The organism is Streptomyces sp. NPDC048462 (assembly GCF_043200175.1).
GTDB lineage: Bacteria > Actinomycetota > Actinomycetes > Streptomycetales > Streptomycetaceae > Streptomyces.
In genome coordinates this window covers 26,654-40,725 of sequence record NZ_JBICXG010000045.1, presented here as the reverse complement: position 1 = coordinate 40,725, position 14,072 = coordinate 26,654, and the positions used below count along the sequence as shown (strand labels likewise).

Annotated in this window: 14 protein-coding genes; 10 read left to right on the top strand and 4 right to left on the bottom strand. The window is 71.5% G+C overall.

Features of this window, described 5'->3' with window-relative positions:
• Positions 1-215: 215 nt before the first annotated feature.
• The 3 genes from ACGFU6_RS37830 (at position 216) to ACGFU6_RS37820 (ending at position 3,482) form a co-directional block, all read left to right on the top strand.
• Positions 216-1,058: a GNAT family N-acetyltransferase gene (locus tag ACGFU6_RS37830; RefSeq protein ID WP_393617096.1), complete on the top strand. Its 843-nt coding sequence runs from the start codon at positions 216-218 to the stop codon at positions 1,056-1,058.
• A gap of 74 nt (positions 1,059-1,132) precedes the next feature.
• Positions 1,133-1,708 carry a GNAT family N-acetyltransferase gene (locus ACGFU6_RS37825; RefSeq protein WP_393617094.1) on the top strand — a complete coding sequence of 192 codons (576 nt, stop codon included), beginning with the start codon at positions 1,133-1,135 and terminating at the stop codon, positions 1,706-1,708.
• A gap of 73 nt (positions 1,709-1,781) precedes the next feature.
• Positions 1,782-3,482, top strand: a complete 1,701-nt coding sequence (locus ACGFU6_RS37820) for a proline--tRNA ligase (RefSeq protein WP_393617093.1) — start codon at positions 1,782-1,784, stop codon at positions 3,480-3,482.
• A 99-nt stretch (positions 3,483-3,581) separates the two neighbouring features.
• On the opposite strand, the gene ACGFU6_RS37815 is transcribed toward ACGFU6_RS37820, so the two are convergent.
• From ACGFU6_RS37815 to ACGFU6_RS37800, 4 genes are all read right to left on the bottom strand, one after another.
• On the bottom strand, positions 3,582-4,415 hold the full coding sequence (locus ACGFU6_RS37815; RefSeq protein WP_393617092.1) for an NAD(P)H-binding protein: 834 nt from the start codon (positions 4,413-4,415) through the stop codon (positions 3,582-3,584).
• A gap of 138 nt (positions 4,416-4,553) precedes the next feature.
• Entirely contained in the window at positions 4,554-5,480 is a 927-nt protein-coding gene (locus tag ACGFU6_RS37810) for an aminoglycoside phosphotransferase family protein (protein ID WP_393617091.1), read from the bottom strand.
• 29 nt (positions 5,481-5,509) lie between these two features.
• Positions 5,510-6,049 carry a ferritin-like domain-containing protein gene (locus ACGFU6_RS37805; RefSeq protein ID WP_393617090.1) on the bottom strand — a complete coding sequence of 180 codons (540 nt, stop codon included), beginning with the start codon at positions 6,047-6,049 and terminating at the stop codon, positions 5,510-5,512.
• Positions 6,046-6,585, bottom strand: a complete 540-nt coding sequence (locus tag ACGFU6_RS37800) for a hypothetical protein (protein ID WP_393617089.1) — start codon at positions 6,583-6,585, stop codon at positions 6,046-6,048. The genes ACGFU6_RS37805 and ACGFU6_RS37800 overlap by 4 nt, the downstream gene beginning before the upstream one ends.
• A 178-nt stretch (positions 6,586-6,763) precedes the next feature.
• Between ACGFU6_RS37800 and rimP the strand changes: the two genes are divergently transcribed.
• From rimP to truB, 7 genes are all read left to right on the top strand, one after another.
• Positions 6,764-7,261 carry a ribosome maturation factor RimP gene (rimP, locus tag ACGFU6_RS37795; protein WP_123523222.1) on the top strand — a complete coding sequence of 166 codons (498 nt, stop codon included), beginning with the start codon at positions 6,764-6,766 and terminating at the stop codon, positions 7,259-7,261.
• Positions 7,262-7,263: 2 nt separating this feature from the next.
• Complete coding sequence (nusA, locus tag ACGFU6_RS37790; protein WP_073739165.1) at positions 7,264-8,304, top strand: transcription termination factor NusA; 1,041 nt, start codon at positions 7,264-7,266, stop codon at positions 8,302-8,304.
• A 159-nt stretch (positions 8,305-8,463) separates the two neighbouring features.
• Positions 8,464-8,742 (top strand): YlxR family protein, encoded by a 279-nt coding sequence (locus ACGFU6_RS37785; protein ID WP_072489326.1) that lies wholly within the window; start codon positions 8,464-8,466, stop codon positions 8,740-8,742.
• Between the two features lie 154 nt (positions 8,743-8,896).
• Complete coding sequence (gene infB, locus ACGFU6_RS37780; protein ID WP_393617088.1) at positions 8,897-12,031, top strand: translation initiation factor IF-2; 3,135 nt, start codon at positions 8,897-8,899, stop codon at positions 12,029-12,031.
• Between the two features lie 137 nt (positions 12,032-12,168).
• On the top strand, positions 12,169-12,465 hold the full coding sequence (locus ACGFU6_RS37775) for a DUF503 domain-containing protein (protein WP_073739168.1): 297 nt from the start codon (positions 12,169-12,171) through the stop codon (positions 12,463-12,465).
• Positions 12,466-12,546: 81 nt separating this feature from the next.
• Complete coding sequence (gene rbfA, locus ACGFU6_RS37770) at positions 12,547-12,999, top strand: 30S ribosome-binding factor RbfA (protein ID WP_123523220.1); 453 nt, start codon at positions 12,547-12,549, stop codon at positions 12,997-12,999.
• The gene (truB, locus tag ACGFU6_RS37765) at positions 12,996-13,898 is read left to right on the top strand and encodes a tRNA pseudouridine(55) synthase TruB (RefSeq protein ID WP_393617087.1); all 903 of its coding nucleotides are present in this window, start codon (positions 12,996-12,998) and stop codon (positions 13,896-13,898) included. The genes rbfA and truB overlap by 4 nt, the downstream gene beginning before the upstream one ends.
• Positions 13,899-14,072: the final 174 nt, after the last annotated feature.

Sequence of the window (14,072 nt, the reverse complement as noted above, 5' to 3'; positions counted from 1 at the left end):
AAAACCCCAGCCGAGCGCCTGCGTGATCTACTGACGGCCACATAAGCCATCAGGTGTTGCGAGGACCCCAAGAATCCGCCCACCGGGCGCGGGGCGTTGCCCGTGAGCGAGGTCACCGCGTTCCGCGCAAGCTGTTCACGGCCACGAGCGGCGCCTCCCGGGCTCTTTGGGTACAGTGCGGAAATACGCAGACCGCATGGTGAGGCCCCCTCGTGTTGACGCAGACCACCACTCGGGTCCTCGAACCCAGCGACCTCGGCGCCGCACTCGCGGTGCTGGAGAGCGAACCAGTAGCCAACGCCTTCGTGACCTCCCGGGTCCAGATCGCGGGCCTGGACCCATGGCGCCTCGGCGGTGAGATGTGGGGCTGGTACGCCAACGGGCGGCTGCGCTCCCTCTGCTACTCCGGGGCCAACCTCGTCCCCATCTGCGCCGGCCCCGAAGCCGTCAGGGCCTTCGCGGACCGGGCCCGCCGGGCCGGCCGCCGCTGCTCCTCGATCGTCGGCCCCGCCGAGCCGACCGCACAGCTGTGGCGGCTCCTCGAACCGGGCTGGGGCCCCGCCCGCGAGGTCCGGGCCAACCAGCCCCTCATGGTCACCGAGAGCCCCGCAGCCGACGTGACACCCGATCCACTGGTCCGCCGCGTCCGCAAGGACGAGATGGACATCCTGATGCCGGCCTGCGTCGCCATGTTCACCGAGGAGGTAGGCATCTCCCCGCTGGCCGGCGACGGCGGACTCCTCTACCAGGCCCGCGTCGCGGAGCTCATCGCCGCCGGCCGCTCCTTCGCCCGCATCGAGGACGGCAAGGTCGTCTTCAAGGCCGAGATCGGCGCCACCACCACACAGGCCTGTCAGATCCAGGGCGTCTGGGTCGCCCCCGAGTTCCGCGGCCGAGGCCTCTCCGAGGCCGGTATGGCGGCCGTCCTGCGTTACGCGCTGGCCGACATCGCCCCGGTCGTCAGCCTCTACGTGAACGACTACAACACCCCCGCGCGCAGGTCCTACAGCCGCATCGGCTTCCGTGAGGTCGGCGCGTTCATGAGCGTGCTGTTCTGACCCGGCCGCTCGTGCCGTACCCGTTCCGCGCCGGCCCGTACCCCGCCCACCGCCACGGACAGTAGGGTCTGTCCATGGCAGCAGCTTCCGGGGGCGGCCCCCACACACCCAGCGTCCGGATCGGACCGATCGATCTCGCCGCACGCGTGGACGAGGCGCTCGCCGTCCAGGCCGTCGCCTTCGGCCTCGGCCCCGACGAGATCGAAGTACGCCGCCACATCGTCCTCAGACACCTCGACCACCCCTGCGCCCGCGCGCTCGGCGCCCTGACCCCGGACGACCGGCTCGTCGGCTTCGTCTACGGCATGCCGAACGAACGCGGCCACTGGTGGTCCACCGTCGTCGAGCCCTGCCTGCGCGCCACCGGCTCCGCACACTGGCTCGACGACTCCTTCGTGATCACCGAACTGCACGTCCACCCGGAGTTCCAGAACCACGGGATCGGCCGCACCCTGATCACCACCATCACCGATGCCGTGGACCAGCCCCGCTCCATCCTCTCCGCGATCGACACGGACAGCCCGGCCCGCGGTCTGTACCGCTCTCTCGGCTACCGGGACCTGGCCCGGCAGGTGCACTTCCCCAGCGCTCCCAAGCCGTACGCGGTCATGGGAGCACCGCTTCCGCTGCTCCGCGCGGAGCGTGGCTGAGCGAATCGATTTCCGCCCGCCCGTGCCGCCCGGCTAACCTCCTGCACACCACCCTTCCGAGCAGGAGTTCACCATGGCCCAGGTCCAGCGCATGTCCCGATTGATGATCAAGACACTGCGCGACGACCCGGCGGACGCCGAGACGCTCAACCACAAGCTGCTCGTCCGGGCCGGATACGTACGTCGCACCGCCGCCGGCATCTGGTCCTGGCTGCCGCTGGGCAAGAAGGTCCTCGAGAACGTCAGCCGCGTCGTCCGCGAGGAGATGGACGCCATCGGCGGCCAGGAGGTCCTCCTCCCCGCGCTGCTGCCCAAGGAGGCGTACCAGGCGAGCGGCCGGTACGACGAGTACGGCGACCTGCTGTTCCGGCTCAAGGACCGCAAGGGCGCCGACTACCTCCTCGGCCCGACCCACGAGGAGATCTTCACCCAGGTCGTCAAGGACATGTGCTCGTCCTACAAGGACCTGCCGGTGATCCTCTACCAGATCCAGACCAAGTACCGCGACGAGGCCCGCCCCCGCGCCGGAGTGCTGCGCGGCCGCGAGTTCCAGATGAAGGACTCGTACTCCTTCGACACCACCGACGAGGGTCTCGCCGAGGCGTACCAGCTGCACCGCGCCGCCTACATCCGGATCTTCGAGCGGCTCGGTCTCGACCACCGCATCGTCTCCGCCGTCTCCGGCGCCATGGGCGGCTCGGCCTCCGAGGAGTTCCTGGCGCCCGCCCCGGCCGGTGAGGACACCTTCGTCGACTGTCCGAACTGCGACTACGCCGCCAACACCGAGGCCGTGACGTTCAACGCCACCCCGGCCGACGGCTCGGCGACCGGTCCCGTCGAGGAGCTGGACACCCCCGACACCCCGACCATCGAGACCCTCGCCGCCCACCTGGGCGTGCCGGCCTCCGCCACCCTGAAGAACCTCCTGGTCAAGGTCGACGGCGAGATCGTGGCCGTGGGCGTGCCCGGCGACCGCGAGGTCGACCTCGGCAAGCTCGGTGAGCACCTGGCCCCCTCCGTCGTCGAGCTCGTCACCGCCGAGGACTTCGCCGGCCGCCCCGACCTGGTGCGCGGCTACGTCGGCCCGCAGGGGCTGGACAAGGTCCGCTACATCGCCGACCCGCGCATCGCCTCGGGCACCGCGTGGATCACGGGTGCCAACAAGGACGGCAAGCACGCGAAGAACGTCGTCGCGGGCCGTGACTTCGAGGTCGACGACTACCTCGACGTCGTCGTCGTCGAGGCCGGAGACCCCTGCCCCAACTGCGGCACCGGCCTCCAGGTGGACCGCGCCATCGAGATCGGCCACATCTTCCAGCTCGGCCGCAAGTACGCCGACATCTTCTCCCTCGACGTCCTCGGCCAGCAGGGCAAGCCCGTCCGCGTCACGATGGGCTCGTACGGCATCGGCGTCTCCCGCGCCGTCGCCGCGCTCGCCGAACAGACCGCCGACGACAAGGGTCTGTGCTGGCCCCGGGAGATCGCCCCGGCCGATGTGCACGTGGTCGCCGCGGGCAAGGCGCTCCAGACCGAGCTGGCCCTCGACGTCTCCGAGAAGCTGAACGCGGCCGGTCTGCGCGTCCTGGTCGACGACCGCGCGGGCGTCTCGCCCGGCGTCAAGTTCACCGACTCCGAGCTGATCGGCGTCCCGCAGATCCTGGTCGCCGGCCGCCGCTCGGCCGAGGGCGTCCTGGAGCTCAAGGACCGCCGCACGGGCGAGCGCGAGGAGCTCACCGTCGACGAGGCGATCGCCCGTCTCACCCAGCAGGGCTGACCACCCCGCAACGCCGTCCGGGGCCCTGTCCCGGCAAGAACTTCGTCCCGCCGGTTCCTCCGGCGGGACGAAGTGCTGTCCGGGGCGGGTCCAGGTGGTTCAGCGGAAGGCGTCGGCGTTCTCCGCAGCCCACTGCCGGAAGGTACGGGCGGGGGCTCCGGTGACCTGCGAGACCGTGTCACGCACCATCAGCAGCTCGTCGTTCACGTCGCCGCCGGTGACGTCGAGCACCGCGTCGGCGGCCTCGGCCCCGAAGACCGCTGCCATCTGCGCGTACGCCTCCTGGCGGCTGATCCCCGCGAAGGGAACCTCCCGGCCCAGCGCGGCGGCTATGGCCTCGGTCTGCTGCCGGGCGGTCACCGGTTCCGGACCGGTCAGGGCGTAGCTCTGACCCCGGTGGCCGGGCTCGGTCAGCGCCACCCGTGCCACCGACGCGATGTCCGCCGGGTGGATCGTCGGCAGCGCCGTGTCGGCGTAGGGCGCGTGAACGGTCTCGTGGTCGCGGACGGAGGCCGCCCACATCAGGGCGTTCGAGGCGAACTGCGTCGGCCGCAGGATCGTCCAGGCCATGCCGCCGGCCCTCAGCAGCTGCTCCACCGCGAGGTTCTCGCCGGCGGGCCCGAGGCGGGGGTGGGTCAGGACGGTGATGGACGACACCAGCACGACGTGCTCCACACCCGCCTGCCGGGCGGCTTCGAGGATGTCGGCGTCCGGGCCCAGCCGCGAGACCAGGAACATCGAGCGCACCCCGTCCAGTGCGGGCTTCAGCGACGCCGGATCCGCGAAGTCGCCCTGCACGGCCTCGACCCCGTCGGGCAGGACGGCCCGCGAGGCGTCGCGGGTGAGCCCCCGGAGCGGCCCGGCACCGTGTGCGTGAAGTTCCTTCAGCAGGGCACTGCCGATGTTCCCGGTGGCTCCGGTCACGAGGATCATGAGTGCGTTCCCGTCGTCAGATGATGAACCTGACGCCACGCTAGAACCTCAATCATGCTTCAGGTCAAGGAGTCCCCGCCGGGCCGCTGCCCCGCCGGACCGCCCGTATCCCGGCGTGCCCCGGCCCCTCGCGTCCGGCTACAGCCAGCCCGCGAACTCCAGCGTCACTTCGCCCTCCTGGCGGCGGCCCGCGGCCAGCGCCCGGGTGCCCGACTCCACCGCGCGGAACAGCGTCCAGCCGTGCAGCCGCTCGCGGTCCACCTCAAGGGCCTCCGCGAGCCGCTTGATCCTGCGCCGGGCGGTCATCGCTCCGCCGGAGGAGGCGATCAGGTCCTCGACCCGGTCGCGCACCAGCCGCGCCAGGTCGTAGGCCCGCTCGCCGACCAGCGGCTCGGGCCCCACCGTCAGCCAGGGCGCGCGCTCTCCGGAGAGCACCTTGCTCTGCCGGAAGTTGCCGTGCAGCAGCAGGGATTCGGGGGAGTGGGCGAGCAGTTCCCCGCGCACCGCCAGAGCCGCGGCGACCAGGGGTCCGAGATCCGGATCGGCCTCGGCGGCGGCCCGCATCGGTGCGGTCCGCCGCGCGGTCCGCACCGCGACCGTCTCGAAGGCGTGAGCGGCGGGCGGCTCGACCCACAGCCGCCGTACCGTGCCCGCCGCCTCCAGCAGGGCCTTGGCCTCCGGCAGCGAGCGCAGCGACACCTCGGGGTGCAGCCGTTCCAGGAGCAGGGCGCCGGCCCCGGCGTGTCCGGGGAGCAGGTCCTCACCCGGCGCGATCAGCTGGGCCGCGCCCCAGCCGTTCCAGTGCGCCAGCGCCGCCCGTTCGAGTTCGGGCGCGGCCCCCGACGGAGAGATCTTCAGCGCCGCCGGGGCGCCGTCGTCGCCCCGCACCAGGAGGACCAGGCTGCTGCGCCCGCCCGGGGCGGCGACCCGGTCCACGGACAGGTCCCGTCCGGCCAGCGCTCGTTCGGTCAGTTCGGGAAGCTCCGCGAGCCATTCCCCGGCGGCCGTACCCCCGTACGACTCGCCGAGCGCTCGCACCAGACGCTGCGGCGGTTCAAAACCCATACGTGCCGTGTTCCCTTTCAGAGCCTGCTTCAGTGCGTCGCGCCGGTCCGGCCCTTCGTGTCCGGGCCGGTCTTCGCGTCGGTACCCGCCGCCTCGTCCTTCTCACCGGCACCGTCCTTGCGGGAACCGTCGGCGGCCCGCTCGACGAGCCCGGGAAAGGGTACGCCGCTGCCCCGCCAGCGGACCGCGCGCACCGCGGCCTCCCGCAGCGCGTCCGCGGCGTCCCGCCGCAGCGGCCCGTCGGCGGCCCGTACGAGGTCGGAGTAGACGTCCGCCACCCGGTCCTCCAGGACGGCGGCGAGCCGCACCGCCTCGGCCGCGCCGGGCACCGCGAACGGCAGAGCGTACGCGGGGTCCGCCGCCACCGGTTCACCGCCCAGGCCGCGCACGGTGCGCACCAGCGCGTCGCGGCGGGCCCGGTGGGCGTGGTGCGCGGCGGTGGCCTCGGCGCGGCGGTCCGCGGCGACCCGGCCGCCCGCCACCCCGTACCCGTACACGGCGGCGTGTTCGGCGGCCAGTGCCGCCTGTGCGGCCTTCAGCGTCGCGTCGCGCGGGTCCTTGTCGCTCACGCCTTCGTCTCCTTGGCCAGTTCGGTCAGCAGGTAGGAGTGCGCCGAAGCGGCCGCAGCGACCGAGGCGAGCAGCCGGGCCAGCTCCGGCGGCGCGTCCAGCAGGGCCGCCGTGTGCGCGGCCGAGGCACGGCGCTCGCCGGCGGCCAGCGCCTTGACGGCCTCCGGGGGGCTGCCTGCGGGCCGGGTCCGGACGAATTCGAGCGAGGCCCCGCCGCCCGGGGCGAGGGCCTGGACGTGGGCACGTACGGCGTCGCGCAGCGGGGTGAGCCCGGCCGCGGTCGCCGGATGGGCGGCGAGCACGTTCTCGTACTGCCCCAGCAGGGACGCGGACACACCGGCGGCCTTCTTCCGGAGCGAGGTCTCCGCACGTACCGCCGACGCGCTGTCGGAGGCGGTACGGGCGTCGGCGGGTGACGAGCCCTTCCGGCCGCCGCTCTCGTCGGCACCGTCTCCGCAGCCGGCCAGCACCGCCCCCATGGCGATCGCCCCCGTCGCGGTGAGCGCGCCCCTGCGCGTCGTCCCCGTGCGCCGCACCTGTTCTCCTTCGGGCCTGGACCTGTCTTGACCGGATGTGTCCGGAAGTGATCACCGCAGGCGAGCGTACCCGCGCTCGCGGGGCCGGCGGACGGCAACACCCCTTGGGACCGGATACCCTTTGACCCAGACACGCGACGATCCCCACAACAGCACACGCGGCCGAGGAGTCACCCGGATGAGCACCACCCAGAGCGAGAGGCTGCGCGGGCTGGTAGAACCGCTCGTCAGCGCCGAGCAGCTGGATCTGGAAGAGATCGAAGTGTCCCGGGCCGGCCGTCGCCGGGTGCTGCGGATCATCGTGGACTCCGAAGAGGGCGTGGAGCTCGACACCTGCGCGGATCTGAGCCGCGCGATCTCCGAGAAGCTCGACGAGACCGACGCGATGGGCGAGGAAGAGTACGTCCTGGAGGTCAGCTCTCCCGGCGCCGACCGCCCGTTGACCGAGCACCGCCACTACGTACGCAACACCGGCCGCCTGGCCAGGCTGACCCTGAACGAGGGCGGCGAGCTGGTGGCCCGCATCCTCGCGGTCGACGAGGAGGGCCTCGATCTCGAGGTCCCGGGTGTCAAGGGCCGCAAGCCCACGTCCCGCCGCATCGCCTTCACGGAGATCGCCAGGGCGCGCGTGGAGCTGGAATTCAACCGCAAGGACAAGAAGGAAGAGGAGGCGTAGCCGTGGACATCGATGTGAAGCTTCTGAAGGGCTTGGCGCAGGACAAGGAGATCCCGTTCGACGTGCTCGTCGAGGCGATCGAGTCGGCCCTCCTCATCGCGTACCACCGCACCGACGGCAGCCACCGCAGGGCGCGCGTGGAGCTGGACGAGCGCGGCCACGTGACGGTGTGGGCAAAGGAGGACCCGGCCGATCTGGAGGAGGGCCAGGAGCCCAAGGAGTTCGACGACACCCCGTCGGGCTTCGGCCGGATCGCCGCGACCACCGCCAAGCAGGTCATCCTGCAGCGGCTGCGCGACGCCGAGGACGACCGCACGTTCGGCGAGTACGCGGGCCACGAGGGCGATGTCGTCACCGGCGTCGTCCAGCAGGGCAAGGACCCGAAGAACGTCCTGGTCGACATCGGCAAGCTGGAGGCCATCCTGCCGGTGCAGGAGCAGGTACCCGGCGAGGAGTACACCCACGGCCTGCGGCTGCGCACCTACGTCGTACGGGTGGCCAAGGGCGTGCGCGGTCCGTCGGTGACGCTGTCGCGGACCCACCCCAACCTGGTGAAGAAGCTCTTCGCGCTGGAGGTCCCGGAGATCGCGGACGGTTCCGTCGAGATCTGCGCGATCGCCCGCGAGGCCGGCCACCGTACCAAGATCGCGGTCCGCTCCACCCGTTCCGGACTCAACGCCAAGGGCGCCTGCATCGGTCCGATGGGCGGCCGTGTGCGCAATGTCATGGCCGAGCTGCTCGGCGAGAAGATCGACATCGTGGACTGGTCGGACGACCCGGCCGAGATGGTCGCCAACGCGCTGTCGCCCGCCCGGGTCAGCGAGGTCGAGGTCGTGGACCTCGGCGCACGCTCCGCCCGGGTCACCGTGCCCGACTACCAGCTGTCGCTGGCGATCGGCAAGGAGGGCCAGAACGCCCGTCTCGCCGCCCGTCTCACCGGCTGGCGCATCGACATCCGCCCGGACACCGAGACCGACGCCGAGCGTGACGTGGCCGACCGCGAGCGGGCCGAGCGGGCCCGGGAGCGCGCCGAGCGCAACTGATCCGGCGACGGGCCGGGGCGCGCGCAGGAGCGCGCCGAGGCCCGGTCCGGAGCGGTCCACAAGGAATAGATCTCGTCGACATGCCGCTGAGATCACGACAACATCCGTTCGATCTCTGCCCCAAACGGGTGAGGTCGGTACGGGGAGGTAGACTTAAACGTGTCTGGCCGGACGCACGCCCGCGCTTGCCCTGAGCGAACCTGTGTGGGTTGCCGGGAGCGAGCGGCCAAGAGCGAGCTGCTGCGCATCGTGGCGGACGGAGACGCTTGCGTCCCCGACCCTCGCGGTACGCTGCCCGGCCGGGGTGCATATGTACACCCCGCATCTGTCTGTCTCGACCTGGCGGTTCGCCGCCGGGCATTCCCCCGGGCCTTCAAGGCCAAGGGGCCGTTCGACCCCGCAGCGGTACAGCGGTTCGTCGAACGGGTGACACCGTAGGAACAGGAAATTGAACGGCACGGGTCCCCGTGCGGTCAGGTACCTCGCGAGTTGGAAGTAGGTCGAGATTGCGATGAGCACTCGATGAGTACGCGATGAGTACGCCCATGAAGTAGCGACGGTCCGGCGGTAACCCGGACCTAAAAGGAGCGAAGTGGCTAAGGTCCGGGTATACGAACTCGCCAAGGAGTTCGGAGTTGAGAGCAAGGTCGTCATGGCCAAGCTCCAGGAACTCGGTGAGTTCGTACGTTCGGCGTCCTCGACGATCGAGGCGCCGGTTGTACGCAAGTTGACTGACGCACTGCAGGGTCCCGGTGGCAGCGCCGCCGGCAAGTCCGCTGCAAAGCCTGGCGCGCCCCGCAAGGCCGCCCCTGTGAAGCCCGCAGCGCCCTCCCCGGCCGCTGCGGAACGTCCCGCTGCCCCGAAGCCCGGCGTACCGGCTGCCAAGCCGGCCGCTGCCGAGGCCCCGAGCAGCACCCCCGCTGCGGCCGCCGCGCCGTCGGCGGGCCCGCGTCCGGGCCCCAAGCCCGCACCCGCGAAGCCCGCCCCGGTCACCCCGGTGCCCGCGGCCGAGTTCTCGGCCCCGGCCCCCGCGCAGCCGGCCGCACCGCAGCAGCAGGCCCCGCGTCCCGCGGGTGCGACGCCGGGTCCCCGCCCCGCCCGTCCGGCTCCGGCCGGCGGTCAGCGTGACGGTGGCCGCGATGGTGGTCAGCGTGACGGCGGCCGTGGCGGCGAGCGCGACGGTGCCCGTGGCGGCGACCGTCCGGCACGTCCCGCAGGCCAGGGCGCCCCGCGTCCCGGCGCACGTCCGGCGGGTCCCCGTCCGGGCAACAACCCGTTCACCTCCGGTGGTTCGACGGGCATGGCCCGTCCGCAGTCGCCCCGTCCCGGCGGCGCCCCGCGTCCCGGTGGCGGCTCGGAGCGCCCCGGCGCCCCGCGTCCGCAGGGCGGCCCCGGTGGCGCCCCGCGTCCCCAGGGTCAGGGCGGCGCACGTCCGTCTCCGGGCGGCATGCCGCGCCCGCAGGCTCCTCGTCCCGGCGGCGCCCCCGGCGCCGGCGGTAACCGTCCCAACCCGGGCATGATGCCGCAGCGTCCCGCTGCCGGCCCGCGTCCCGGTGGTGGCCCCGGCGGTGGCCGCGGTCCTGGTGGCGGCGGCGGTCGTCCCGGCGGCGGTGGCGGCGCAGGCCGTCCCGGTGGCGGCGGCTTCGCAGGCCGTCCGGCCGGTCCCGGTGGTGGTGGCGGCGGCGGTTTCGCCGGCCGTCCCGGTGGCGGCGGTGGCGCTCCCGGTCGTCCGGGTGGCGGCGGCTTCGGCGGTCGTCCCGGCTTCGGCGGGCGTCCCGGTGGCCCCGGTGCCCGTGGTGGCACGCAGGGTGCCTTCGGCCGTCCCGGCGGTCCCGCGCGTCGTGGTCGCAAGTCGAAGCGGCAGAGGCGCCAGGAGTACGAGTCGATGCAGGCCCCGTCGGTGGGCGGCGTCATGCTGCCCCGCGGCAACGGGCAGGCTGTCCGGCTGTCTCGCGGTGCTTCGCTCACGGACTTCGCGGAGAAGATCAACGCGAACCCGGCGTCGCTCGTCGGCGTGATGATGAACCTCGGCGAGATGGTCACTGCCACGCAGTCCGTCCCGGACGAGACGCTGAAGATGCTCGCGGACGAGATGAACTTCGTCCTGGAGATCGTCAGCCCCGAGGAGGAGGACCGCGAGCTGCTCGAGTCCTTCGACATCGAGTTCGGCGAGGACGAGGGCGGCGAAGAGGCCCTGGTCTCCCGTCCGCCGGTCGTGACCGTCATGGGTCACGTCGACCACGGTAAGACCCGACTGCTGGACGCGATCCGCAAGACGAACGTCGTCGCGGGCGAGGCCGGTGGCATCACCCAGCACATCGGTGCCTACCAGGTCGGCGCCGAGGTCAACGGCGAGGACCGCCGCATCACCTTCATCGACACCCCGGGTCACGAGGCGTTCACCGCCATGCGTGCACGTGGTGCGAAGTCCACCGACATCGCGATCCTCGTGGTGGCGGCGAACGACGGTGTGATGCCCCAGACGATCGAGGCGCTGAACCACGCGAAGGCGGCCGAGGTGCCGATCGTGGTCGCGGTCAACAAGATCGACGTCGAGGGTGCCGACCCGGTCAAGGTGCGCGGTCAGCTCACCGAGTTCGGTCTGGTGGCCGAGGAGTACGGCGGCGACACGATGTTCGTCGACATCTCCGCCAAGCAGGGCCTCAACATCGAGGCTCTTCTGGAGGCCGTCGTCCTCACCGCCGACGCCTCGCTCGACCTGCGGGCCAACCCGGAGCAGGACGCGCAGGGTATTGCGATCGAGTCCCACCTCGACCGAGGCCGAGGTGCCGTCTCGACCGTCCTGGTCCAGCGCGGAACGCTGCGCATCGGCGACACCGTGGTGGTCGGCGACGCGTACGGCCGTGTCCGGGCGATGCTCGACGACAACGGTCAGAACGTCCAGGAAGCGGGTCCCTCGACCCCCGTCCTGGTCCTGGGTCTCACCAACGTCCCGGGTGCCGGCGACAACCTCCTGGTGGTCGACGAGGACCGTACGGCCCGTCAGATCGCCGAGAAGCGTGCCGCTCGTGAGCGCAACGCCAACTTCGCCCGCAAGGGTGTCCGGTTCTCCCTGGAGAACCTGGACGAGGCGCTCAAGGCCGGTCTGGTCCAGGAGCTCAACCTCATCATCAAGGGCGACGCGTCCGGTTCGGTGGAGGCTCTCGAGTCCTCGCTGCTCCAGCTCGACGTCGGTGAAGAGGTCGACATCCGGATCCTGCACCGCGGTGTGGGTGCGGTCACCGAGTCGGACATCAACCTGGCGACCGGCTCCGACGCCATCGTGATCGGCTTCAACGTGCGCGCCGCAGGGCGTGCCGAGCAGATGGCCGACCGCGAGGGTGTGGACGTCCGGTACTACTCGGTCATCTACCAGGCGATCGAAGAGATCGAAGCGGCCCTCAAGGGCATGCTCAAGCCGGAGTACGAAGAGGTCGAGCTCGGTACGGCGGAGATCCGCGAGATCTTCCGCTCGTCCAAGCTGGGCAACATCGCCGGTGTGCTGGTCCGGTCCGGCGAGGTCAAGCGCAACACCAAGGCGCGCCTGCTCCGCGACGGCAAGGTCATCGCGGAGAGCCTCAACATCTCCGGGCTGCGCCGCTTCAAGGACGACGTCACCGAGATCCGCGAAGGCTTCGAGGGCGGTATCAACCTCGGAAACTTCAACGACATCAAGATCGACGACGTCATCGCGACGTACGAGATGCGCGAGAAGCCGCGAGGCTGACCCGTACCTCAACAGTCGGGGCCGGTCGACGGGTCGTATTTCCGTCGATCGGCCCCGGCCGTTCCGTGTACGGTTCTTGTGTCCCTGCCAAACACTGGCGGGGCACGAACCCGAACCGGCGGGACATCCGGACATACATGTATGTGGGGACACTGTCCTTCGATCTGCTTCTCGGCGACGTACGGTCGCTGAAGGAGAAGCGCTCCGTGGTCCGTCCGATCGTCGCCGAGCTCCAGCGCAAATACGCGGTGAGCGTGGCGGAGACGGGCGGCCAGGACCTCCATCGCAGGGCCGAGATCGGCCTCGCCGTGGTCTCCGGGGACACCGGGCACCTCACGGACGTACTGGACCGGTGCGAGCGGCTGATCGCCGGCCGGCCGGAAGTGGAGCTGCTGTCCGTACGGCGGCGGCTGCACAGCGACGAAGACGATTGAGCAGGACCGGCCGGGAACCGGAGGGCGGGCGACGCCGCCCCCGGTTCCCGGCCGGGTCCAAAGCGAGAAGGAGACGGACCAGTGGCCGACAACGCGCGGGCTAAGAAGCTGGCGGACCTCATCCAGGAGGTGGTCGCCGAGAAACTGCAGCGCGGAATCAAGGACCCGCGCCTGGGTACGCACGTGACCATCACGGACACCCGCGTCACCGGCGACCTGCGGGAGGCCACGGTCTTCTACACGGTCTACGGCGACGACGAGGACCGGGCGAGCGCGGCAGCCGGTCTGGAGAGCGCGAAGGGCATCCTGCGTTCGGCGGTCGGTGCGGCGGCGGGAACGAAGTTCACCCCCACGCTCGCCTTCATGGCGGACGCGCTCCCCGAGAACGCCAAGGCGATCGAGGACCTCCTCGACCGGGCACGGGCCTCGGACGCCAAGGTGCGCGAGGCGTCCTCGGGCGCCGCGTACGCGGGCGACGCCGACCCGTACCGCAAGCCGGAGGACGAGACCGACGAGGACACCGCCTCCGAATGACAGCGCAGAACAACAGGACGCCGGACGGCCTTGTCATCGTCGACAAGCCGTCCGGCTTCACTTCGCACGACGTCGTCGCCAAGATGCGCGGCATCGCCAGGACCCGCCGCGTCGGCCACGCCGGCACGCTGGACCCGATGGCGACGGGCGTGCTCGTGCTCGGCGTCGAGAAGGCCACCAAGCTCCTCGGCCATCTCGCGCTGACCGAGAAGGAGTACCTCGGTACGATCCGGCTCGGCCAGGACACCGTCACCGACGACGCGGAGGGCGAGATCACCTCGTCCACCGACGCCTCCGGAGTGACCCGCGAGGGGATCGACGCCGGGGTCGCCGCGCTGACCGGTGCCATCATGCAGGTGCCGTCCAAGGTCAGCGCCATCAAGATCGACGGCAAGCGGTCCTACGCGCGGGTGCGCGGCGGCGAGGAGTTCGAGATCCCGGCCAGGCCGGTGACCATCTCGTCCTTCAACGTCTACGACGTCCGCGAGGCCGTCGCCGAGGACGGCACCCCGGTGGTCGACCTGGTCGTCTCGGTGGTCTGTTCCTCCGGCACCTACATCCGGGCCATCGCCCGCGACCTCGGCGCCGGACTCGGCGTGGGCGGGCACCTCACCGCGCTGCGGCGCACCCGCGTCGGCCCGTACGGTCTCGACGGGGCGAGGACCCTGGACCAGCACCAGGAGGAGCTGACCGTGATGCCGGTGGCCGAGGCCGCCGCCTCGGCGTTCCCGCGCTGGGACGTCGACGAGAATCGGGCCAGGCTGCTGCTGAACGGGATGCGGATCGACATGCCCGCCTACCCGCCGGGGCCGGTCGCGGTCTTCGGGCCCGACGGGCGGTTCCTGGTGCTCGTCGAGGAGCAGAAGGGCAAGGCCAAGAGCCTCGCCGTCTTCGGCTGAACGTTTCCGGCTGAACGTCTTCGGCGTCCGCGCTGTGGAGCGGGCAGGGCCCGACGCCCGCTCCACAGGTACCCATCGCCTCCTGTCCGCCGAACGCTCCTGATTCACCCCATTGAGCAGGCGCTCGGAGTGAATCAAGGGTGCGAACGGGGGCGCTTTTACTCCAACGGCCTC